Below are 20,746 nucleotides of genomic sequence, written 5' to 3' on the forward strand. Positions count from 1 at the left end.
CTATCCCGAAGCTCAGGTCGGGCACGTATTTCCCTGCTTGGCTGATCGAGCGCAGAAAACGAGCCGAGACCGCACTGATCACCGTTGTTGCTGACTGCTACCTCACCGGAGTGTCCACTCGGCGGATGGACAAGCTCGTGAAAACCCTCGGCATCCATTCCCTATCGAAGTCGCAGGTCTCACGCATGGCTGCTGACCTGGATGAACACGTGGACCAGTTCCGCCACCGGCCCCTCGATGAGGCCGGCCCGTTCACCTTCGTCGCTGCTGACGCACTGACCATGAAGGTGCGCGAGGGTGGGCGTGTGATTAACGCGGTCGTCCTCATCGCCACCGGTGTCAACGCTGACGGGCGCCGAGAAGTCCTCGGCCTGCGGGTCGCAACCAGTGAGACCGGCACGGCCTGGAACACTTTCTTTGCTGACCTCGTCGCACGCGGCCTGAGCGGGGTCCGGCTGGTAACCTCCGATGCTCACCCGGGCCTGGTCGAGGCGATCGCAGCGAACCTACCGGGTGCGTCCTGGCAGCGGTGCCGGACCCATTATGCGGCGAACCTGATGAGCGTGTGCCCCAAGAGCTACTGGCCGGCAGTCAAAGCGATGCTGCACTCGGTCTACGACCAGCCCGACGCAGCCAGTGTTCATGCCCAGTTCGACCGGCTCTTAGACTACGTCGGCGACAAGCTGCCTGATGCTCACGATCATCTGGACGCCGCACGTGCCGATATCCTTGCCTTCACTGGCTTTCCGACCGGGGTCTGGGCTCAGATCTGGTCCAACAACCCCAACGAGCACCTCAACCGCGAGATCCGTCGCCGCACCGATTCGGTGGGGATCTTCCCCAACCGAGAGGCGATCATCCGCCTCGTCGGCGCCGTCCTGGCCGAACAGACCGATGAATGGGCCGAAGGCCGACGCTACCTCGGACTCGACATCCTCGCCACGAGCCGCTTCCACACCGTTGCCGACAATGCAGGAAACGTAAGCGACGACCCACTCGAACTGACCGCCTAACCCCCAAACCGACAACGAAGGAACACCGGCTACACCACCCAAAGGGACTTGACCCGGTCCGGAGATTCCCGGCACAACCGGAAAGACTCCGTCAGTCCATCATGTGTTCGATTGCCCAGTCCCGTAGCACATCAAGAGACGCACCTAGCTCCTTACCGGCTTCGGTGAGCGAGTAAAGGATTTCTCCCTCTGACTCGTCCCGTTCAACGACTCCGATCTCTGACAGTTCTTTCAGGCGCGCCGAAAGCATTCGTTTCGAGATGCTGATGGTTGTCGCAATTTCTGTGAAGTGTGCAGGTCTCTGGCGGAGGACGTCAACGATCGGTCCCATCCATTTTTTGCCGAGGACGTTGTAGATCTTCTCCATTGCCTCGCACTTCTCCAGTGGAGCATCCGGAGACCGCGGATCAGTCTGTCCTCCCATGAGGTCAGGATAAGTACTGAAAACTCGGACATATAGGACTATGGGCACAGGCTGTTCCCTGAATAGTTGAGAATTCGCCAAACCGACCAAAGCATTTTGGTCTTAGTTTTGGCGAGTTCGACAAGATTCGGTCAATAGCCGTTGTCTCCCGAACGGTTACCGGCGAGTAGTGCCTGCACCTGGGCTTTTCGTTCATCCTCACCGGATGTACTAAGTACCAACCGCCTCAATCGGGTCCCTCAACGACCACCTATTCTTCGATCTCGACGATCTCAAGCACTTCGGCATTGAGGTCGTCGACGGTGACCTCGTAGAGGGCCTCTTCATCTTCGATCGTGATGATGTAGACGGGCACCTCGTCAAGGAGCGTGATGGTGGCAGAGTCGACGCGACCCGGTACGGATATCCCCGCAGCATCGATCGCGTCCGCCAGGGTCACAACCTGGCCTTCAAGATAGTCCTCAATCTCAGGGTCCTGTTCACCGATGAGATTGGTGAAGATACCGGTGCCTGCAAGGGTCACTTCGTAGAGCTCGTCATCAACAATGACGGAGACGACGTACGAGTTAATGAGAGTGTGAATGGCAATCGCGGTGCCGTCCAGAGCGTTCTCGGCACGCTCGATTGCATCAAAAATCTCCCGGTTTGTTGGGCCGGTTTCGATGATAACGGGGCCCTCTGTTGACTCTGTTGAGGGAGTGGTCGTGGGGGCCTTTGGAACGTACGGTTCATCGGTTGGCACACACGCTGCTAGTAGCAGCACAGCCATCCCGACCCAAAGTCTTCCCATACCATTCATCTAATCAGATCTGACCAAACTTTGGCAGAACTTTGGGAGAGCTTCCCATATCTTTTTGGGAGCTCTCCCATTGTTCTTTCTGGCTTGTTGCCAGCATCGGTTCTTAGCCCCGCTCGACGTATCCGTTGAAGTGACGCCTGGCTGGCTTATCGCCTCGGCCTTCGCGCCATCCTTCGTAGCTAACGCGGTTGCCTTCACGGGAGGTCGCAAACTGGACCTTGCCCGGCAGAGCAATCGGGGCCTCAAATTCGACAAACCAGTCACGGGGACCGTTGCTGCCAACTCCGGTTGCTGAATAGGCACGGGAGGCGGAGTACATGCCGTGGATGATCGGCTTTTTGAAGCCGAAGGGCCTAGACGTGAGCGAGCTCAGGTGGATTGGGTTTGCGTCACCGGAAACCTTTGCGTAGCGCTGTCCGGCGTCGGCTCCCAGCTTCCACTGGGCGGTTGGAATCCCGGGAGTGAACTCTTCCCTCTCGGGCCGTTCAGGGCGCGGCCCGCCCAGCTCGGAACCACGAACCAGGTAGCCTGCAGTGTCAACAAGGACCTCCTCGCCGTCAACAAGGACGGTTACCACGGAGTCGAGGAGCGTCCCTGCGTAGTGGGGGCGAGTATTGCCAATGCTGGCAATCATTTCCATTTCCTCACCAGCTTCGATACCTCTGGTCTGGGTGACCCGGTTCGTCATGTGGAGCATTCCCAGCAGGGGAAGCGGGAAGTCTTTCCGCACCAGTAGCGACATCGTGAGCGGGAAGCCGAGTGCGTGAATGTAGCCCGGATGCAGGTGGGTTGCCACCGAATCACCAACAAGGTGAGCGAAGTCAGCGTAGACGGCCCTGTCAGCGGTGACCTTTGCCCTGGCCTGAGTGTCGGGCAGGGTTCCTTCACTCTCCTTGCCCGCCTTCATGCGGACCGCCTGGAGGGCGGCCGCCGAGAACGTTTGGCCGAAAGTGGGAAGCTTGTCGTGCTCAATTACCATCATCGCCCCACAAGGTTTTGTCCACAGACCCGGAGGGTCTGTCCGACGTATCCGCCCGCAGGGAGGCTACCCAGGAACGAGACCGTTTCGGCGACGTCGAGGGGGAGGCCACCCTGCTTGAGGGAGTTGCTACGGCGGAACACTTCGCGCTGAATGGCGGGGATCTTCCCCGTCATTTCAGTCTCAATAAAGCCCGGGGCAACGGCGTTAGCGGTGCCGCCGCGCTCGGCGAGGATCGGGCCGAGGGCCGCTACCATGCCCATGACGGCGGATTTCGAGTAGGCGTAGTTTGCCTGGCCAACATTGCCGGCAACTCCGGAGGTGGATGCCAGGGATACGAGACGGAACTGGTCGCCAATCCGGTCGGAGGCAAGCAGTGCATTGTTAATGCGGAGCTGGGCGGCAATGTTGACGTCAATGACGGAGTTCCAGCGGTCCTCGCTCATGTTGACGTAGTACTTATCGCGCGTAATTCCGGCATTGTGCACGAAGACGTTGACCTTGAGGTCACGCTTTGCCAGTTCCTCAACGATTCGTTCACCGGCGTTGTCGGCCGTGATGTCCATCTGCAACGGAATCGCGCCGATCTCGTTCGCGAGGTCGGTGAGGGCGCTCCCCGCGGCGGGTACATCGAGGATGATGACCTTCGCACCGTCCCGGTGGAGGGTGCGTGCAATCGCTGCTCCGATGCCGCGGGCGGCACCGGTGACGAGGGCGACTCGGCCGGACAGGTGCTGTTCCCACAGGGTGGGGATGCCTCCGCCTTCGGCGGAGACCCGCAGGGTCTGGCCGGTAATGAAGGCGGACTTGGCGGTGAGGAGGAAGCGAAGTGCTCCGATCACGGAGGAAGAGGTGAGTTCCACATCGTCGTCGACAAGGATGCCGTTGGCGGTGGTGCCGTAGCGAGCTTCCTTTGCAAGGGTGCGGATAAAGCCCTCGAGGCCGGCCCGGGCCGCGTTAACGGCCGGGTCATCCTCAAGCGGTGTGCGGGAGACCGTGATGACTCTCCCGCCCTTCTTCATCTTCTTGAATGCGGCAGGCAGTTCGGCGATGATCGGGCCGGTCTGGCCCGGCTCAACAATGTCGTCAAGGACGACAATGATTGAACCGATCTTGTCGAGTTCATCGCCGTGCCTGCGGACGTCCCCGTCCCAGGCTAGAAGCTGATTGGCGATATCCTCCGTGCCCTGCGAGTTACCGAGGACGAGCACGGGACCAAGGATCGGCTGCGGCCGATCCTTAAACCTTGGCAGGTCCGCCGGCTCAGGCAGGCCGGTTTTCTTGGCAATGAACTTGCCGGGACCGGACCGGACGAAGGACAGGTAGTCGAGCTTCATTGGTAGCCTTTCGGGGGTTTAGGTCAGCGTGCGGATTCGAGCAGGGCTACGGTGCCCTGTCCGCCAGCTGCGCAAATGGAAATGAGGGCAAGCTTTCCGGGGCCCGCCTCGTAGAGCATCTTCGCCGTGGAGGCGACGATGCGGCCGCCCGTGGCGGCGAAGGGGTGGCCCGCCGCAAGCGAGGAGCCGTAGACGTTGAGCTTGGCGGGATCGACCGTGCCAAAAGCACCGGGCAGGCCGAGTTCGTTCTTGCCAAACTCCTCGTCTTCCCACGCCTTGAGGATCATGGCGACGGTGGCCGCGAACGCCTCGTGGATTTCGACAAAGTCCATGTCGTCGAGGGCGAGGCCGTGACGCTCAAGCATTTCGGGGGCCGCGTACGCGGGTGCGGACAGCAGATCGGCGCCGTTCACGAAGTCAACTGACCGAGTGTGGATGTCGCGAATGTAGGCGAGCGGCTGGTGGCCGTGCTCGTTGGCCCACTCTTCGGAGGCGATAAGAACGGTGGAGGCACCATCGGACAGCGGAGTCGAGTTGCCCGCGGTCATGGTTCCCTCGGAGCCACCGAAGACGGGCTTGAGGGAGGCAAGCTTCTCCCTGGTCGAAACGCGGAGATTCTCGTCGCGGTCCAGGCCCTGGTAGCCGGTCATGAGGTCATCAAAGAAGCCCTTCTCGTAGGCCTCCATGAGGCTCTTGTGCGAGTTGTAGGCGATCTCGTCCTGCTCTTCGCGGGTGATACCCCAGCGCTCGGTGGAGAGCGCCTGGTGCTGGCCCATGTTCAGGCCGGTGCGGACCTCGGCAGCCGAGGGTGCGGACGGCTTGAGGTGGCCGGGGCGGATGTCCTTGAGAACCTTGAGCCGGTCCTTCGTGGTCTTCGCGGTATTGAGGCGGTGCAGGAGAGCCCGAAGGTCATTGCTGACCTCAATCGGAGCATCCGACGTGGAGTCAACGCCGCCGCCAACGCCAACCTCGATTTGTCCGAGGGCAATCTTGTTCGCGACCAGGCTGATGCCGTCGAGCCCCGTGGCGCAGGCCCGTTGAATATCGATGGCGGGTGTGCGGGAGTCGAGAGCCGATCCGAGGACTGTCTCGCGGGTCAGGTTGAAATCCTTGGCGTGCTTGAGCACAGCCCCTGCCGCGACGTCCCCCAGCAGTTCTCCCTGGAGAGAGAATCGCGCGACGAGTCCGTCGAGTGCTGCGGTCAGCATGTCCTGATTGCTGACATTCTTGTATGCCTTGCCAGCCCGGGCAAACGGAATCCTGTTTCCGCCGAGAACCGCAACATTGCGAGGATATTTCACGAGGTCTCCTTCGTTTTCCTTATATTTCAAAGGTATGCAATACCGAGAGTATCTGATACCGTCGGTTTTGTGAACCCTACTACATCGACCGACAGGCGATCAACGCGCTGGGACAGCCACCGTGAACAGCGGCGTGCCGAGCTTATCGACGTTGCTCGCAAGCTGATCCATACCGATGGTCCCGATGTGACCATGGCGGCGATCGCTGCCGCGAGCGGAACCTCGAAGTCGATTGTCTACCGGTACTTCCAGGATAAAGACGAGCTTAAGCGAGCGCTAGGTGATTCGATTTTGTCCCGGATGACACATCGCCTTGAAGAGGGCGTCCGGGCGGGATCCACCCCGGAAGAATCAATCAGGGCAATGGTTCGGATGTACGTGGATTCGGCGGCTAGTTCCACCAATGTTTACCGGTTCATCACTCAGCCCTCCGAGGGCCTCAACCAGTTCCTTGCCGACTGCTCCACTCTGATCGCGGAAGCGATGGATGACGAGCTACCGGAAGACCGCCGCGACTTGTGGGCGGTCGGAGCCACCGGATTCGTCAACGCCACGTTCAAGTGGTGGATGGAGTCGGACCGCTCGATGGACAAGGACAGCCTCATCACATTTATTGTTCAAGCACTGCTCACGGGAGTTCTCAATGACGACGACACTACCTCCAGTACCCACAGGAGCTAACGACGCAGGGGCCGTGGCCAATGCCACCGGCCCTATCTCGGCTAACGAGTCGAGCGAAAGCCCCACCGAATCCCATCTTCATGTCGACGACGATCACCGGATCGACATTGACGGCCTCACCAAGGTTCTTGACGGTAGGTGGCGCGACATGAGGGTCCACGGCCGGTCGATTGCCGCTGATCCTGATTTCGCGCGGCCCATGAACATCTCCAAGGAAGATCACCGCGAACTAACGCTCCGACGACTGAAGAAGCTGGCGGAACGGAACTGGTCCGAGCAGATGCTCCCCAAGTCACTCGGTGGCACGAATGATCCCGGCGGTAACCTTGCCGCTTTTGAGGAACTGGTTGCCGGTGACCCATCCGTGCAGATTAAGGCCGGTGTCCAGTTCGGGCTGTTCGCCTCCGCGATCCTCCACCTCGGCACCGAAGAGCACCACAAGAAGTGGCTGGCTCCGACCATGAGCCTCGATCTTCCCGGCGTGTACGCCATGACGGAGATCGGCCACGGATCCGATGTATCTGCCGTGGGAACCACGGCTACCTACGATCCGGAAACCGAAGAATTCGTCATCGACACACCCTTCCGGGCCGCCACAAAGGAGTTCCTCGGTAACGCAGCACTGCACGGGCACGCCGCGGTTGTGTTTGCCCAGCTCATCACGAACGGCGTCAACCATGGCGTTCACTGCTTCTTCGTTCCGATCCGCGAGGACGGTAAGGTCCTCCCCGGTGTTTCGGTCGAGGATGATGGCGAGAAGGGTGGTCTGAACGGAATCGACAACGGCCGGCTTGCCTTTGATCACGTGCGGGTCCCCCGCACGAACCTGCTCAACCGTTACGGTGATGTGGCAGCGGACGGCACGTACAGTTCCGACATTGCCTCCCCCGGTCGCCGCTTCTTCACAATGCTGACCACCCTCGTCCAGGGCCGCGTATCCCTCTCGGGAGCGGCGATCAGCGCTGCCGAACTCGCCCTCGGCATCGCCGTCACCTACGCAACTCAGCGCCGCCAGTTCGCCGACTTCACGGGAATCAACGAAGTGGTTCTTCTCGACTACCAGCTGCACCAGAAGCGACTCTTCCCGCTCCTCGCTCGCACATACGCCTCGGCCTTTGCTCAGGAGGATCTGCTCCAGGCGTTCCACGAGGTGTTCTCCGGTGAGGGAGATACGGAGGACAACCGCATCGACCTGGAGACCATGGCAGCGGCCCTGAAGCCCACCTCCTCCTGGCTGGCTCTCGACACCATCCAGGCATGCCGGGAGGCCTGCGGGGGTGCAGGGTACATGGCGGAGAACAGACTCGTTGGCCTCCACGACGACCTCGACGTTTACGCCACCTTCGAGGGAGACAACCACGTCCTCCTCCAGCTTGTTGGCAAGCGCCTCCTCGGTGAGTACGCCAACTCCATGAAGGACATGGACACCGGTGACGTCACCAAGTTCATTGCTTCCCGTGCCGAAACAATCTCAACCCGCCACACCCCGTGGCGCCGGCTCCTCCAATCCGCCGCCGACCTCGGATCGGTTCGTCGCACGGCAGCATCCCTGCGGGACTCCGAGCTCCAGGTGGAACTGATCTCAGCCCGAGCAGAGGGCCTCATCGAGGAGCTGAGCCTTGACCTGCGTCAGGCCTCCAGCATGTCCAAGCAGGATGCGGCGGCTCTCGTCAACTCCCACCAGGCTGAACTCATTGACGCCGCGAAGGCTCACGTTGACCTCATCCTTCTCACGGCCTTCAACAACGGCCTAGAGAAAATTGAGGACAAAGAAACGAAGGCAGTGCTCGTACGCCTGCGCGACCTGTTCGCGCTGACAACAATCAAGCGGGAACTGGCCTGGTATCTCATGCATGGGCACCTCTCGCACGGCAGGGCACGCACCCTTGATGACTACATCAACCGCCTTCTTACAAAGATTAGGCCCCACGCCCTCGACCTGGTTGCCGCTTTCGGTTATACGCAAGAGCATTGGCGTGCCCCGATTTCCTCCGGTCTGGAACGGCAACGCCAGGAAGAAGCCGCAGACTATTACCGCAGACACCGAGCATCAAACGATGCACCAATCGATGAGAAGGTCCTCTACAAGAGGGAGCAGGACGCAAAGAAGAAGGCCGAACGGAATAAGGCTAGCTAGTTCCACCTCAACCGCCTCGTGCCTGAGACCCGAGTAATCGGAGCCCAGGTACGAGGCGGCCAAACATTCACCCGCAACGCCATCAATCCTGAGGGATAGGCCGGTTGTAGGCCACCAGTGTCACTACGTCAACCCTCCCGCCGTATAACACCGGCGGTGATGCCTCGGACGGAATCAGGTCAAGTGGCAACTGTTCACCAGGCTTCAGAATCGAGATGTTACCTGAATGATGAAGCGCAATATTGAGAAAGCCCTCATCACCCTCTATGCCGGACTCACGGTAAGCGACGGTTGCAATAAGCCCTCCCGGAATCCTCCCGTTCCTTCAGCACTTTGAACCCACTTGTCAGCACATTTACGCTTACATGAGCCAGATACATCACGATCCGATTATGAACGCGTCACAGCCGATAGATCCGGTTCTTCAAACCCAGCACTCAAGGCGCTGCGCTCTCTGTTAAGAACTGGAAGAGCGCCCTATGCACATTCCCAGCTATCATCGCCAAACAGTGAATACACGGCTACCTGCGGATGGATGAAAGCCACAGAAACCTACCCGCTGTTCACCACGAAGATCCTCTACCGCACAATTTAACACCTGTGTTTCAGGCAGTATGAACACTCTGACTCCTGAGTAGGTAGACAGCTTCCGGAACCCAACCGGAGATGCGCGTAAATCCGTAGGACGTAGAGAGCGGGCGCCACGAAGCAGTGAGATAGGTTCTACAATCCACACTCACCGCATCAAATTGCTCCCCGACTCGCTTCCAATCTGGGACTACGTCGATCTGCTTCGACGTACTGACATCTGGCCTACCACGTCCCTGTGCTGTCGCCGTTGCAGGATAGCTCTCCACCAGCCTGATGAAGTCTTCGCCTGACTTAATCCGGCAAACCCTCCGTTCATCCGGCACCGATTCCAGGTTCACGTACCGCCCCAAACGTTGAGCGAACTCCAACGCGCTGTCTTCGCAAAGAATTGTGTCATGCGGTAGCCCACCAATTAGCGGTAACGACTTTTTAAAGAGGTAAGCAGCGCGGAACAAGTTTGGCAGGCGAGTTCCATACCTATTCAAGTAAGTAGGCACCGACCACCACTCATTTAGGCTGGAATTCTCACCTAGCCGCAAATCGTTCTCAGCCCACGAGAGCTCAGCCGCTAAAATGTACCGGCCAAGAGTGCCCTCATCAATCACCGTGAGAAGGTCCCTTTCAAACATGTCGACCGAATACAAAACCACTTCTTGAGGGAGTCCCGCCGTGAGCGGTTCGCTCGAACCACCAATCATTCGCAGTAGCTCAGAAAACAGTCGCAGTGTCTCAACCTCACCAGGAAGCTCTCCCGCTATCTCCACCATTGAGCGATAGGCGATCTCTGCTTCCTCGAGTAACCAAGGCCAGCGATCGTTCCTCGCCACTGGCGAAAGATCAAACTTTTCTCTCCCAGTCACGTGCAACGCAGAAATCCAGGCACACAGGTTGGGACTCAACTCAGTATCCATCTAAATCCCGCTTATTCATAGACTACAGCAACTATTGTGAAACAACCCTTTGACTGCCGCCCGATTTCAACATCGCTAGACAAAACAATATTGGACCTTACATGACAGAACTGCGCTAAAGCACTGAATTTAGCATGTTTGTTCTCCAGCAATTTACAAATGGGCATCTTGCCTAAATAAACAGAAATTCAGAGACATTTAACAATCTCCCATATTGCTAACGCGATGTTTCCACGGCGAAGAGAGTAATGACAATGTGTCGGGCCTTCTTGGTGCACCTTGCGGGAATGGTTGATGGCAATCTCCAGGAATTATTTACCAAGAGGCGTGAACAGAGTGCAGTATGACATCAGCAACTTAGCTACTGGCGAGCTATTAAATATCGCACGACGAAGAGTACGCATCTTGTATGGGGCTTGGGCATGGCATACTTTCCCACCCAGTGGCAGAAAGAAGTGATAGGAAGAAGTGCTACTGCTCCAAGTACCGCGACCTGCTCATTTGGGAGTCCCTCCTAACTTCCCCCAATCTGGATAGATTCGGTTTTAGGATCTAGGTAGTCAACGCTAGGACACCGATGAGCAACTTCATTTTTGTTTCACCTGATTTCCCACAGATCAACATCAACCTGTGCGAACATCTTGCCGCCTCGGGTGTCCGTGTCCTCGGCATCGGGGATGCTGAGTATGACGGGTTGGATCACCGCCTCAAGTCGTCTCTAGCTGAGTATTACCGGGTGACCAGCCTCGAAGACTACGGTGAGGTATATCGAGCGGTCGCCTACTTTGCCCATACGTACGGTAAACCGTCCCGCCTTGAATCCAACAACTCGTATTGGCTCAGTCAGGATGCTCAGCTGCGGCGCGATTTTAATATCCCAGGGATCATCTGGGGCAGCTCCGATGCTGATTCGCTCGACATTGTTCGCGAGGCAGGTATCCCTACCGGTGAAGCATCGGGTCCCGTCCTGTCCTGGGACGGGTTTGTCGGAGCCGAACGGGAAGTCCTTTTCGAAGGGATTACAGCATGGCCGGCGGTGTCATCAACGGAATATGCATACCGCACTCTCAGCCTTGTTCCGGAAGTCATGAGCCAGATCGGACGCGACGTTGCTACGGCACTGCGTGCCAAGCTCACTTTCCTACACGTTCAAATCGCTTTCCCACCTGATGCAGAACCTCGGATTATCCGGGTATCGCGGTCCGCTCCCCCGGCGTTCACGCTTGACATGCATAACTACGCTCAGGAACTCGACTCCTACCAGGTTTATGCGGCGGCAATCGCGTCACTCGATCCCCTTCTTAACCCAGTTGTTCCCCAACCGAACGGAAACCGGGGGATCGCGGTTTACGCATCACGGCAGGACGATGTCACCTACCACCTCCATGCGAATACACTTCACTCCCGATGGCAAACAAACATTCGGCTTGTTGAACGTAATCCCGAACAGTACCGGCGGGGAATGGGAGATACCTTCTATATCGCAGTCGTTGATACCGACGAGGCTGCGGACAACTTTATTGCCGACGTTACGAAGCGAGCTGACTAGGTCAATGTGCACTGGCTGAACTTCTCCGGGACGCCATGAACAGGGCGTGATTCGGGGAGGACCACCGGGCAGTTTAGGAGTTAGTACAGCTCATATCTAACCTGAAGGTGCTCATGACACACGTGAACGCATGACTCCCAGGAGCTCAGGCGTTGCCCATCACCATGCAGCCAGCCCATTCATTCCAAGGTTTTGATTGCCCCGCACCGTTAGAACCGGTAGCTGAGCGGCGTTGTGCCGTAGAAGGGGCAGGTAGCGAGAACGCTGCCGTTCCAGCTGTAGTCCTGCATCCCCTGCATCATCCCCAGAACCTCCACCTGTGCGCCGTGGTTGACCGGGTCGGGCACGTCCGCGAGCGCAGCTGGAAGGTTCGGTGCCCGGCTTGGGCGGATGTTGGACAGGACCGACATGCCCGGCATGGTCTCCAGGGGCCCGGTGGTTTGCTCGCCCCGCCAAAAGCCTCGCACCGTCCAGGCTTCCTGTCCGCCGAAGGAACCGGCAAGGTCCGGGGCCCACGAGGGCTTCGCATAACGACGGGTTTCGCAAGTGTTTGCGGAATTGGTTTGTGCTGACTTATCGTCGTGGCCGGTGATCGCCAGGCGTTGGCTGTCGAAGCCGACAAGGCGTGCCCACGAGCCGTTTTCGCGAGCAAGCAGGCCGTGGCTGTCGAAGATGAAGCGGCGTTGCTCCGTCGGGGTGCCGCTGGCGGCTTCTGCCATGGCGGCAATAGCCCATCCCCACACGAGCTGCCGGTTCGCGTTGTGAAGCTTCTCTTCGATGTTCGCTCGGCGCGGCGCAATATCGTAGGGCCCAAAGACAGCGTCGAGCGGCCTGGGTTTGCCGGGCACGTACTCGTTCCAGAGCCGACCAACAAGGTCGAGGGCCGCACTGATGCCGCGATCTTCTGGTTTGAGGAGATGGACGTGACTGTGTAGCGCATGCAGCGAGGCGGCGGACCGGACCCGATTCAGTGTGGGCTCCGGCTGAGTGAGAGCATTCCACGCGGCAGAACTCAAGGAGTCCATATCTGCAATAGCTAGAACATCGGGTTCCCAGCGGGGCAGCATCTCTCTGAAATGCTCACGAGTCCCCTCATTGCTTAAGACCGGAGCAATGTCATCGGCAATACCGTCGGTGAGCCAGGGCCGCTCCAGATCTGCAATGGCGACATGACCGGCCTCTTCGAGTTCGATACGGCCCTCTGAGGTTTCCCAGCGACCTGGCTGGCCCCACGCAACGAGGGCCGGGCGAGCGGTAACATCGAAGGCTCCCTGCACCCATTCCGGTGCGCTGTCGACGTGGATCCAGGGATCAACATCTGAGGAACCGGCGACGATCATCCATTCGGCACAGTCATCACCGGGAGCTTGGAAAGTTAAGACTCCCCCTGGTAGCCCAACCCCATCGTCGAGAGCCCTGCCGCCGAATGCTACATCGACAATGTTGAGGATCCCTGTGCGGGCAACAACAGCGCGGAATTCGTCGACGAGACTTGCCCGGGTGGCATGTCTCGTTCCTCTGTCCGCAATTGTCATGTATCTACTGTTAACTGGCAAAGTTAACCGGAGGTGACCAACTGACAAGGATCTGTCGTGAAATAGGTGACAGGTTAAGTAAATAACACTGATCTGGCACCGAAAAACTCTCATTGGGCATGCATCTGAAAGCTTTCAGTCAGTTCACAGCCGACTGGGATGTCATTTTGTCGCAATTCACGACGGTATCGCCGCCCCCACATTAAGCCCCTTGTGCCATGATTTCGCTATCGCCGCAGACAGCGGTAACCGGGTCGGTCAGCACTCCATCTGACTGTCAAGCAAGAGGGTCGCGAGCTGCACAGCCAAGAAGCTTGATCCCTAACTGGCCGGCCAGCTCCAGCCAAAGTGGACCACGATCCCGACGGGAGAAACAGGATGACAGGTAACGAAAACCTTCGAATCCTCATAGCCGGTTCCTCCGGGTCCGGCAAGACTTCCCTGTGCCGGGAACTATCTCTGGCACTCAATCTGCCCTTCACGGAAATCGACTACCTCTACCACGGGCAGGGCTGGATACCGTTGCCGGACTTTGAAGAGCGCGTTGATGAGCTGACCCGTGGGCAACGGTGGGTGATGGAGTGGAGTACCGGTCCGCGCGCTCGCTCCTTCTGGAGAGGGCCACTCACGTTGTGTTCCTCAACTATCCCGCTCGTATCCAGGTGTATCGGGTCATCAAACGAACTATTCACCGTTCGGTGCGGCGCACTGTCCTGTGGAACGGCAATATTGAACCTCCGTTGCGCACCGTCTTCACCAACCGACAACACATTCTCCGGTGGGCATGGTCAGCCTGCAACAAGTTCCGAGGGTTCACCGACTCCCATCCACACATGTTCAAGCACGTCGAAGTTCTCGTCTTCACACATCCTTCTCAGGCTCGGCGCTGGCTCGAACTACAATCACTACATGAGTGAAAGCGTTCGAGTCGACGTATGGCTGTGGGCCGTACGGCAGTTAAAGACGCGCACACTCGCCACAAATACGGCAAAGGCGGGACATGTGCGGGTCAACGGAGATCCCGCAAAGCCAGCCCAAAAAGTAAAAGTTGGGGATGAAATCCGACTGCGGATCGAAGGACAGGACAGAATTCTTGAAGTCACGAAACTCATCGTGAAAAGGACGAGCGCCCCGATTGCACAGGGGTGCTACATCGACCACACGCCGCCGCGGGAAAAGGTGTTCATGCCTCCGCTGTTCAAGCGAGAACGTGGGGCGGGGCGCCCCACGAAGAAGGAACGTAGGGAAATGGACAGGCTGCGAGGCTTGGATGCCAACTGGGGACGCTTCGAAGACTGAGACTCAATCGCTGTCCTTCAGTCCGGCCCCTCGCACCGGGGCGCCCTGGAGTGTCTGTCCCTTGTTGATGTACCGACTTTCATATCGGGTTACCTACCTCCACCTGTCGTTTAGCCATTTCACAGGCAGCTTCGCCGTGGTTTCTGCGACACCGCGGACCCGTGCATCTGCGATACCAGCGCGCGCGGTTACACACATTCGGTCGGCGACACTCTGACCTGCTCAGGAGCCCTCAAGACTTTGTCACAACCTTTGTCCAGATCCACAGGCGGCTCACTTCTCACCTGTTGAAAGACATACGTGTAACTCAAAATTCCCAATCCTATCCACAAAGTTATCCACCGGTCATCCACAGAAATTCACAGAAAAACCGGGATTATCCACCGAAAAACGGTAGTTATCCACAGACAAAGGTCAAAAGTCGAGACTATGTCCACAGGCCCGTGCGGTAGTCTCTAAACATGCGTGAGTTGCAGGAAAAGATCATTGCGGAGCTCGGAGTTAAGCCCGTTATCGACCCCGCGGAGGAGATCGAAAAGCGAGTCCAGTTCCTTGCCGACTACCTGGGGGCGACGGGGGCCCGCGGATTCGTTCTTGGGATCTCCGGTGGTGTTGATTCCACGCTCGGTGGGCGCCTCGCCCAGCTCGCAGTTGAACGAGTAAGAAAGAGTGGCGGAGGAGTCCAGTTCTTTGCCGTCCGGCTTCCCCACCACATACAGGCCGATGAGGATGACGCGCAGGGCGCACTCGATTTTATTAACCCGGACCGCAGGGTCACGATCAACATTGGGCCGGCCGTGGACGCCTTCGAAAAGGAATACGACCTTGCGGCCGATCAGCGCATGTCGGATTTCAACAAGGGCAATACGAAGGCCCGAATGAGGATGATTGCCCAGTACGCGGTGGGCGGCGACGAAAACCTTCTCGTGATCGGCACCGATCACGCTGCCGAAGCAGTGACAGGTTTCTACACCAAGTACGGTGACGGTGGAGCCGACATCACTCCCCTCGCAGGCCTCAACAAACGCCAAGTCCGGGCCGTCACCCAAGCCCTTGGTGGACCCGAATACCTGTGGAACAAGGTGCCGACCGCCGACCTGCTCGATGATAATCCGATGCGAACAGACGAGGACGAGCTCGGCCTTCACTACGCCGACATCGACGACTATCTCGAGGGCAAGGACGTTCCCGAAGCAATTGCGGAAGCAATTGAACGGTACTTTGTTCGTTCCCGGCACAAGAGGCGCATGCCCGCAACTCCCTCCGACACGTGGTGGCGTTGAAACTTCGCCCGTTCTAGGAGGACGCTCGCTGACCGAACTCTGTTACCGACCTTCGTCTGCTTACCCCGGCCACACCTCATATAAGCTAAGTCACACACCATCGTATTCAATGGAGAAGGCAGGGGCTATGGCAAACGTTGCGCTCGTCGGAACTTTCGACACCAAAGGTCGGGAGTTTGAGTTTTGTCGAGAGATCTTTGAGGAGCAAAATATTTCCACCACCATGATCCACGCGGGGACGTTCCCCTCGGAGATCCCAACCGATATTTCCAATGACGTCGTCGCCAGTGCGGGCGGTGCCGAACTCACCGCACTTGTTGATTCCAAGGATCGCGGAGCCTCTATGGCTGCCATGACATCCGGGGTGCGAACGATTATCTCGGACCTGTACGCCAAGGGCACGATCGATGCCGTGTTCTCGCTCGGCGGCTCGGGGGGAACGGCCCTGGCCACGGCGGGCATGAGGGAGCTTCCCGTCGGAGTGCCAAAAGTCATGGTGTCGACGATGGCGGGAGGAAATGTTGCTGAGTATGTCGGCACCTCCGACCTCGCCATGTTCCCTTCAATCGTGGACGTCCAGGGACTGAACTCAATCCTTCAGGATGTTCTGACCAATGCGGTTCATGCGACAATCGGCATGCTCAAGAGCACCCGCGAAGAGCACGAGAACGCGAAACCGCATATCGCAGCAACGATGTTCGGTGTCACCACTCCCTGCATTTCCCACGCCCAAGAGTATCTTGAGGAGCGCGGCTATGACGTTGTCGTTTTCCACGCGACGGGTGCGGGCGGCCGCTCTATGGAGAAACTCATCGAAGACGGTTACTTCGTTGGGGTTCTCGACCTGACAACGACGGAATGGTGCGATGAGCTCTTTGGCGGGATTCTCGCCGCGGGACCGAACAGGAGCGAGGCCGCATCAAGAGCCGGTTTACCGCAGGTCGTGTCCGTTGGCGCAATGGACATGGTGAATTTCGGTAGTCCCGAGTCAGTCCCTGAACGCTATAGTAGCCGAACCTTCTATCCACACAATCCGCAGGTCACGCTGATGCGGACAACGCCGGAAGAGAACGCTCAACTCGGCACAACTCTCGGTGAGAAGCTGAACCTCGCCGAGGCACCCGCCGACGTCCTACTTCCGCTACGGGGCTTCTCGGCAATCGCAACGGAAGGCGGCCCCTTCTACGATCCGGAGGCGGACCGGGTTCTCTTCGACTCCTTGACCGCTACAGTCACAAACCCGCACGTCACAATCGAGACCATGGATACCGATATTAACGATCCAGCATTCGCCGAAGCGGCGGCGGAGAGACTCATTGCACTCATCAACAACTCGAAAGGAATTCAGAAATGAACACTCAAAGCCGTGAGGAGATTGTCGCGGGCTTCACCTCCAAAGTTGAGAAGAACGAAGTTCTTCTCGGTGTTGGCGCCGGCACCGGCATCACAGCCAAGTCGTCCGAGGCTGGCGGTGCTGACCTGCTCATCATCTACAACTCCGGCCGTTTCCGCATGGCGGGGCGCGGGTCCCTGTCCGGCCTCATGCCCTATGGCGATGCCAACGCGATCGTCGTGGAAATGGGATCCGAGGTTCTTCCCGTCGTCACGAACACCCCCGTTCTCGCGGGCGTCTGCGGCACAGATCCGTTCCGCATCATGCCGAGCTTCCTCCGGGACCTGAAGGCCCAAGGCTTCTCCGGTGTTCAGAACTTCCCGACCGTTGGCCTGATCGATGGCGTGTTCCGTCAAAACCTCGAAGAGACGGGCATGGGCTACGGCCTCGAAGTGGAGATGATCCGGGAGGCCCATAACCTTGGAATGCTTACCTGCCCCTACGTCTTCAATGCTGACGACGCAAGGGCAATGGCGGAAGCCGGTGCTGACGTCCTCGTTGCGCACATGGGTCTCACAACCAAGGGCACGATCGGCGCACAGACGGCCCTCACCCTCGATGATTGCGTCGATCGCATCAGGGACATCATTGCGGCCGGCAAGGAAGCAAATCCTGACATCCTCGTTATCTGCCATGGCGGCCCGATTGCCGAGCCGGCCGATGCCGAGTATGTCATCAAGGCACTTCCGGAACTGGCCGGCTTCTTCGGCGCCTCCTCGATTGAGCGCTTCGCAGCAGAGCGGGGAATCAAGGCACAGACCGAGGAGTTCAAGGCCATCACTCGCTAACCGCACACGCGGTCACCGAGCCTCAATGCAATAGCAGGGGCGGTGGATGGGCCAAAAAGCCTTTTCCACCACCCCTGCGACGTTAGCTACTCGACCTTCTTCGGAGGTCGTGGCTCATTCTTCTTCTGAGACTTATCCTCCCGAGGAGGATCGGCCACCGAGCCTCGCTTTAGGCGTGCTGATCGTCTTCCCGGTTGTCGGGCTGGACGGACCACTCAGGGGGAACGTCGACGCCCAAGTCCTCGTCACGCTCCGCATCTTCATCAGTTTCGTGGATGATTCCAGCAGCGTGGTGGACGGGTGCGTAGACGGTGTAGAGCTGTAGCGGCTCATCGCCCGTGTTGATGACGTCATGCCAAGTTCCGGCGGGGACCTGGATGGACCAACCATCCGAGACTTCCTGCTCAAAGTTCAGGTTGTCTTCCGTCGGACCCATGACGCACTTGCCAACGCCGGCGTCGAGGCGGAGGAACTGGTCGGTGTCCGGATGTGCCTCCAGGCCGATTGATTCCCCGGGCTTGATGGACATGAGAGTGACCTGAAGGTACTTCCCTGACCAGACCGTTGTCCGATAGTTCGTGTTGTCGCGCGTAGCATTCTCAATATCGAATGCGTGGGGCGCGGGGCCAATATCCTTGATCGTCATCGCTTCCGTAACCTTCCAATCGAACGTGTGATTCAAGTGTACTCCCCGGCGCTCACAAATTCCTTGCAAAACCGGGAAAAGACCGACATTCCGCCGAATTGGGATACTCGCCTTTACCCAACCTCGATCGTGGCTATATCGCGTACCACTTCGATCAGGGCAGCGGACGAATGTGGTCCCGACGTCAGTTCACTCGGTAACGACTCCGGTTTACCCGGCTACTTCTTTGCCTTCCATCAGTCGCGCGACATAGCGAGCGATGACATCGACTTCGAGGTTGACCCGATCTCCGATCTGCAGCCCTCCCAGGATCGTTGCTTCGAGCGTGGCGGGAATGAGCGAAACGGAAAAGCTGTTCTCGGTCACCGCGGTGACCGTTAGCGAAATTCCCGAGACCGTCATCGACCCCTTTTCGGCAACAAGGTAAGCAAGGTCCGCTGGCACCGAGAAGGTCAGGTCCTCCCATCGGCCACCATCGGTGCGGGTCAGTAGCTCTCCCATGCCATCAACATGCCCCTGAACAATATGACCACCGAGCCGAGCTCCCGCAGGTAGGGCTCTCTCGAGATTCACCGAGGTTCCGGTGGCAGCACGGCCAAGAGTTGTTCTAGTCAGCGTCTCCGGGACCACCTCAACCGTGAACCTACCTTCACCGGGAAGATCAACAACCGTCAGGCATACTCCGTCAACGGAGATCGAGTCACCCAGTCCAGCATCGGATGCCACAAGAGGGCCGCTGATCTCAATCTGTACTTCCCCGCCTTCCTGGGGAATGATCTCAAGAAGAGTTCCGATTTCTTCAACAAGCCCGGTGAACACGCTGGCCTCCTTTGACTGAGCCGCTCGCAAACCATTTGATGTCTGCCAGGCGGTAGGTTTTCCGCTAGATTCCGCCAGCCTAACAGTGGGCGTGAATCTCCCACGGGTCCTAGAGCCTCTCGGAGTTGTGCCTGTAGTTAGTTCTGCTTAGAGAGCGCGAGGAGGCGGTCAAGGTCGAGGAACGTCACCATTTTCGGTGTCTGACTGATAATCCCAGCCTCGGTCAACGAACGGAGTTGCCTGCTAAGAGACTCTGGGCTTGTATCCAGAAGGGAAGCAATGTCCTTCTTTGCGAGAGGAAGACGGACTATGAGGTTGCCGTCGTCTGCCCGCTGGGCAGGAAGATCGAGGAGGTAGTCGGCAAGTCGGGAACTTACGTCACCGGAGATCACGGCCTCGAGCCGGTTTTCTGCTTGTTGTAGCCTCTGGCTGACGCCCTGAAGCATGCGGAGTGCGATGCTTGGGTGCTTTGCTACGAGCTTGCCAAGGTCGCGGTGGCGGAACACGCACAATTCGGCAGGCTCAAGGGCAGTAGCCGAATGGTCGGGGCGGGCTCCCGTCAGGAATGCGGATTCACCGATAAAGTCGCCGGGGCCGAGGACTCGGATGATCTGCTCATGACCATCTGCAGTGGTGCGGGAAATCTTGACGTAGCCCGTGTGGACCACCATGAGCTGAGAGATGCTGCTTCCCGTTGTGTAAAGGCTTTCTGACCGGGACTTCTTCGTCGGCTGCGCCACGCCGGCAACGTCGAGCTGCTCTTCGTAGGAGAGCCCTTGAAACAGCGGAACCCTGCTGACACACAGGTCGCTCTCCCGGGTCTCGGCATCCGTACTCATCGCATTCCTTCCCTTTGACCCCATAGTCCGTTCGGCTACGAGGCCACAAGCTAAATAACCGTCCCACCACCCTATGCCGCTAGAAGCTAATCGCGCCCCGATACGGTGACGAGACCTGCATTCCTTCACAAGTGGAGCCAGGTAGCACTGCTCCATCTACACCACCGACACTATGGGGAGCACAAACGATCCGCCTTGATCCAGATCAAGTTGGAACTCCGATTGATGAACAAACAGGCGAAGAGTTCGGCAAACCCGTGCTCGCGTCATAACCCATCGCATGTACGCCGCGCTGTGCCCGTGTCACGGCTCGATTCCTAGGAATGAGGAAACGGCGAGATCCTCTCGGTATCTCGCCGTTTCCGGTGGTGCCCCAAGCGGGACGAAACTGTAACCTCGTTCGCCACCTTGAAATCGTTGAT

General features: G+C 58.3%; 17 protein-coding genes. 8 read left to right on the forward strand and 9 right to left on the reverse strand.

The genetic code is table 11. The features are described from left to right. A partial coding sequence (locus ACTHUY_RS11540; RefSeq protein ID WP_441678946.1) for an IS256 family transposase occupies positions 1 to 1,013 on the forward strand: 1,013 nt, incomplete at its 5' end. Positions 1,014 to 1,104: 91 nt separating this feature from the next. On the opposite strand, the gene ACTHUY_RS11545 is transcribed toward ACTHUY_RS11540, so the two are convergent. From ACTHUY_RS11545 to ACTHUY_RS11565, 5 genes are all read right to left on the reverse strand, one after another. Then, positions 1,105 to 1,437 (reverse strand): winged helix-turn-helix transcriptional regulator, encoded by a 333-nt coding sequence (locus tag ACTHUY_RS11545; protein ID WP_206501642.1) that lies wholly within the window; start codon positions 1,435 to 1,437, stop codon positions 1,105 to 1,107. Between the two features lie 250 nt (positions 1,438 to 1,687). Next, a complete protein-coding gene (locus ACTHUY_RS11550; RefSeq protein WP_441655590.1) occupies positions 1,688 to 2,179 on the reverse strand; it encodes a PepSY domain-containing protein in 492 nt (163 codons plus the stop codon). 160 nt (positions 2,180 to 2,339) lie between these two features. Beyond that, positions 2,340 to 3,218: a MaoC/PaaZ C-terminal domain-containing protein gene (locus tag ACTHUY_RS11555; protein WP_441678948.1), complete on the reverse strand. Its 879-nt coding sequence runs from the start codon at positions 3,216 to 3,218 to the stop codon at positions 2,340 to 2,342. Beyond that, positions 3,215 to 4,552 (reverse strand): 3-oxoacyl-ACP reductase, encoded by a 1,338-nt coding sequence (locus tag ACTHUY_RS11560; RefSeq protein ID WP_441678950.1) that lies wholly within the window; start codon positions 4,550 to 4,552, stop codon positions 3,215 to 3,217. The genes ACTHUY_RS11555 and ACTHUY_RS11560 overlap by 4 nt, the downstream gene beginning before the upstream one ends. A 23-nt stretch (positions 4,553 to 4,575) precedes the next feature. Further along, complete coding sequence (locus ACTHUY_RS11565) at positions 4,576 to 5,853, reverse strand: acetyl-CoA C-acetyltransferase (RefSeq protein WP_441678952.1); 1,278 nt, start codon at positions 5,851 to 5,853, stop codon at positions 4,576 to 4,578. A gap of 69 nt (positions 5,854 to 5,922) precedes the next feature. Between ACTHUY_RS11565 and ACTHUY_RS11570 the strand changes: the two genes are divergently transcribed. The 3 genes from ACTHUY_RS11570 to ACTHUY_RS11580 all read left to right on the forward strand — a co-directional run bounded on the left by ACTHUY_RS11570 (position 5,923) and on the right by ACTHUY_RS11580 (position 11,722). After that, positions 5,923 to 6,534 (forward strand): TetR/AcrR family transcriptional regulator, encoded by a 612-nt coding sequence (locus ACTHUY_RS11570; RefSeq protein WP_126704389.1) that lies wholly within the window; start codon positions 5,923 to 5,925, stop codon positions 6,532 to 6,534. After that, on the forward strand, positions 6,497 to 8,671 hold the full coding sequence (locus ACTHUY_RS11575) for an acyl-CoA dehydrogenase family protein (RefSeq protein ID WP_441678954.1): 2,175 nt from the start codon (positions 6,497 to 6,499) through the stop codon (positions 8,669 to 8,671). Before ACTHUY_RS11570 ends, ACTHUY_RS11575 begins: the two co-directional genes overlap by 38 nt. 2,079 nt (positions 8,672 to 10,750) lie before the next feature. Further along, the gene (locus tag ACTHUY_RS11580; RefSeq protein ID WP_441676038.1) at positions 10,751 to 11,722 is read left to right on the forward strand and encodes a hypothetical protein; all 972 of its coding nucleotides are present in this window, start codon (positions 10,751 to 10,753) and stop codon (positions 11,720 to 11,722) included. Between the two features lie 209 nt (positions 11,723 to 11,931). On the opposite strand, the gene ACTHUY_RS11585 is transcribed toward ACTHUY_RS11580, so the two are convergent. Further along, positions 11,932 to 13,257, reverse strand: a complete 1,326-nt coding sequence (locus ACTHUY_RS11585) for a hypothetical protein (RefSeq protein WP_441678956.1) — start codon at positions 13,255 to 13,257, stop codon at positions 11,932 to 11,934. A gap of 909 nt (positions 13,258 to 14,166) precedes the next feature. Here ACTHUY_RS11585 and ACTHUY_RS11590 point away from each other — a divergent pair. The 4 genes from ACTHUY_RS11590 to ACTHUY_RS11605 all read left to right on the forward strand — a co-directional run bounded on the left by ACTHUY_RS11590 (position 14,167) and on the right by ACTHUY_RS11605 (position 18,020). Then, entirely contained in the window at positions 14,167 to 14,556 is a 390-nt protein-coding gene (locus tag ACTHUY_RS11590; RefSeq protein WP_126704384.1) for an RNA-binding S4 domain-containing protein, read from the forward strand. A gap of 461 nt (positions 14,557 to 15,017) precedes the next feature. Continuing rightward, on the forward strand, positions 15,018 to 15,839 hold the full coding sequence (gene nadE / locus ACTHUY_RS11595; protein ID WP_441678958.1) for an ammonia-dependent NAD(+) synthetase: 822 nt from the start codon (positions 15,018 to 15,020) through the stop codon (positions 15,837 to 15,839). 127 nt (positions 15,840 to 15,966) lie between these two features. Further along, positions 15,967 to 17,193, forward strand: coding sequence for a Tm-1-like ATP-binding domain-containing protein (locus ACTHUY_RS11600; protein ID WP_441678960.1), 1,227 nt, complete (start codon positions 15,967 to 15,969; stop codon positions 17,191 to 17,193). Further along, the gene (locus ACTHUY_RS11605; RefSeq protein WP_441655600.1) at positions 17,190 to 18,020 is read left to right on the forward strand and encodes a phosphoenolpyruvate hydrolase family protein; all 831 of its coding nucleotides are present in this window, start codon (positions 17,190 to 17,192) and stop codon (positions 18,018 to 18,020) included. Before ACTHUY_RS11600 ends, ACTHUY_RS11605 begins: the two co-directional genes overlap by 4 nt. A 169-nt stretch (positions 18,021 to 18,189) precedes the next feature. Here ACTHUY_RS11605 and ACTHUY_RS11610 read toward each other — a convergent pair whose 3' ends face one another. From ACTHUY_RS11610 to ACTHUY_RS11620, 3 genes are all read right to left on the reverse strand, one after another. Further along, the gene (locus ACTHUY_RS11610) at positions 18,190 to 18,666 is read right to left on the reverse strand and encodes a cupin domain-containing protein (protein WP_441655601.1); all 477 of its coding nucleotides are present in this window, start codon (positions 18,664 to 18,666) and stop codon (positions 18,190 to 18,192) included. Positions 18,667 to 18,876: 210 nt separating this feature from the next. After that, entirely contained in the window at positions 18,877 to 19,485 is a 609-nt protein-coding gene (locus tag ACTHUY_RS11615; protein WP_441678962.1) for a riboflavin synthase, read from the reverse strand. A 137-nt stretch (positions 19,486 to 19,622) separates the two neighbouring features. Next, positions 19,623 to 20,324, reverse strand: a complete 702-nt coding sequence (locus tag ACTHUY_RS11620) for a Crp/Fnr family transcriptional regulator (RefSeq protein WP_441678964.1) — start codon at positions 20,322 to 20,324, stop codon at positions 19,623 to 19,625. Positions 20,325 to 20,746 lie beyond the last annotated feature (422 nt).

Origin of the sequence: Flaviflexus sp. (assembly GCF_052087705.1) — a bacterium.
GTDB lineage: Bacteria > Actinomycetota > Actinomycetes > Actinomycetales > Actinomycetaceae > Flaviflexus > Flaviflexus ciconiae.

Excerpts from the sequence above, each read along its gene's own strand:
- ACTHUY_RS11545 (WP_206501642.1), bottom strand. The coding sequence starts at position 1,437 with ATGGGAGGACAGACTGATCCGCGGTCTCCGGATGCTCCACTGGAGAAG.
- ACTHUY_RS11555 (WP_441678948.1), bottom strand. The coding sequence starts at position 3,218 with ATGATGGTAATTGAGCACGACAAGCTTCCCACTTTCGGCCAAACGTTC.
- ACTHUY_RS11560 (WP_441678950.1), bottom strand. The coding sequence starts at position 4,552 with ATGAAGCTCGACTACCTGTCCTTCGTCCGGTCCGGTCCCGGCAAGTTC.
- ACTHUY_RS11575 (WP_441678954.1), top strand. The coding sequence starts at position 6,497 with ATGACGACGACACTACCTCCAGTACCCACAGGAGCTAACGACGCAGGG.
- ACTHUY_RS11580 (WP_441676038.1), top strand. The coding sequence starts at position 10,751 with ATGAGCAACTTCATTTTTGTTTCACCTGATTTCCCACAGATCAACATC.
- ACTHUY_RS11585 (WP_441678956.1), bottom strand. The coding sequence starts at position 13,257 with ATGACAATTGCGGACAGAGGAACGAGACATGCCACCCGGGCAAGTCTC.
- ACTHUY_RS11590 (WP_126704384.1), top strand. The coding sequence starts at position 14,167 with ATGAGTGAAAGCGTTCGAGTCGACGTATGGCTGTGGGCCGTACGGCAG.
- nadE (WP_441678958.1), top strand. The coding sequence starts at position 15,018 with ATGCGTGAGTTGCAGGAAAAGATCATTGCGGAGCTCGGAGTTAAGCCC.
- ACTHUY_RS11600 (WP_441678960.1), top strand. The coding sequence starts at position 15,967 with ATGGCAAACGTTGCGCTCGTCGGAACTTTCGACACCAAAGGTCGGGAG.
- ACTHUY_RS11605 (WP_441655600.1), top strand. The coding sequence starts at position 17,190 with ATGAACACTCAAAGCCGTGAGGAGATTGTCGCGGGCTTCACCTCCAAA.
- ACTHUY_RS11610 (WP_441655601.1), bottom strand. The coding sequence starts at position 18,666 with ATGACGATCAAGGATATTGGCCCCGCGCCCCACGCATTCGATATTGAG.
- ACTHUY_RS11620 (WP_441678964.1), bottom strand. The coding sequence starts at position 20,324 with ATGAGTACGGATGCCGAGACCCGGGAGAGCGACCTGTGTGTCAGCAGG.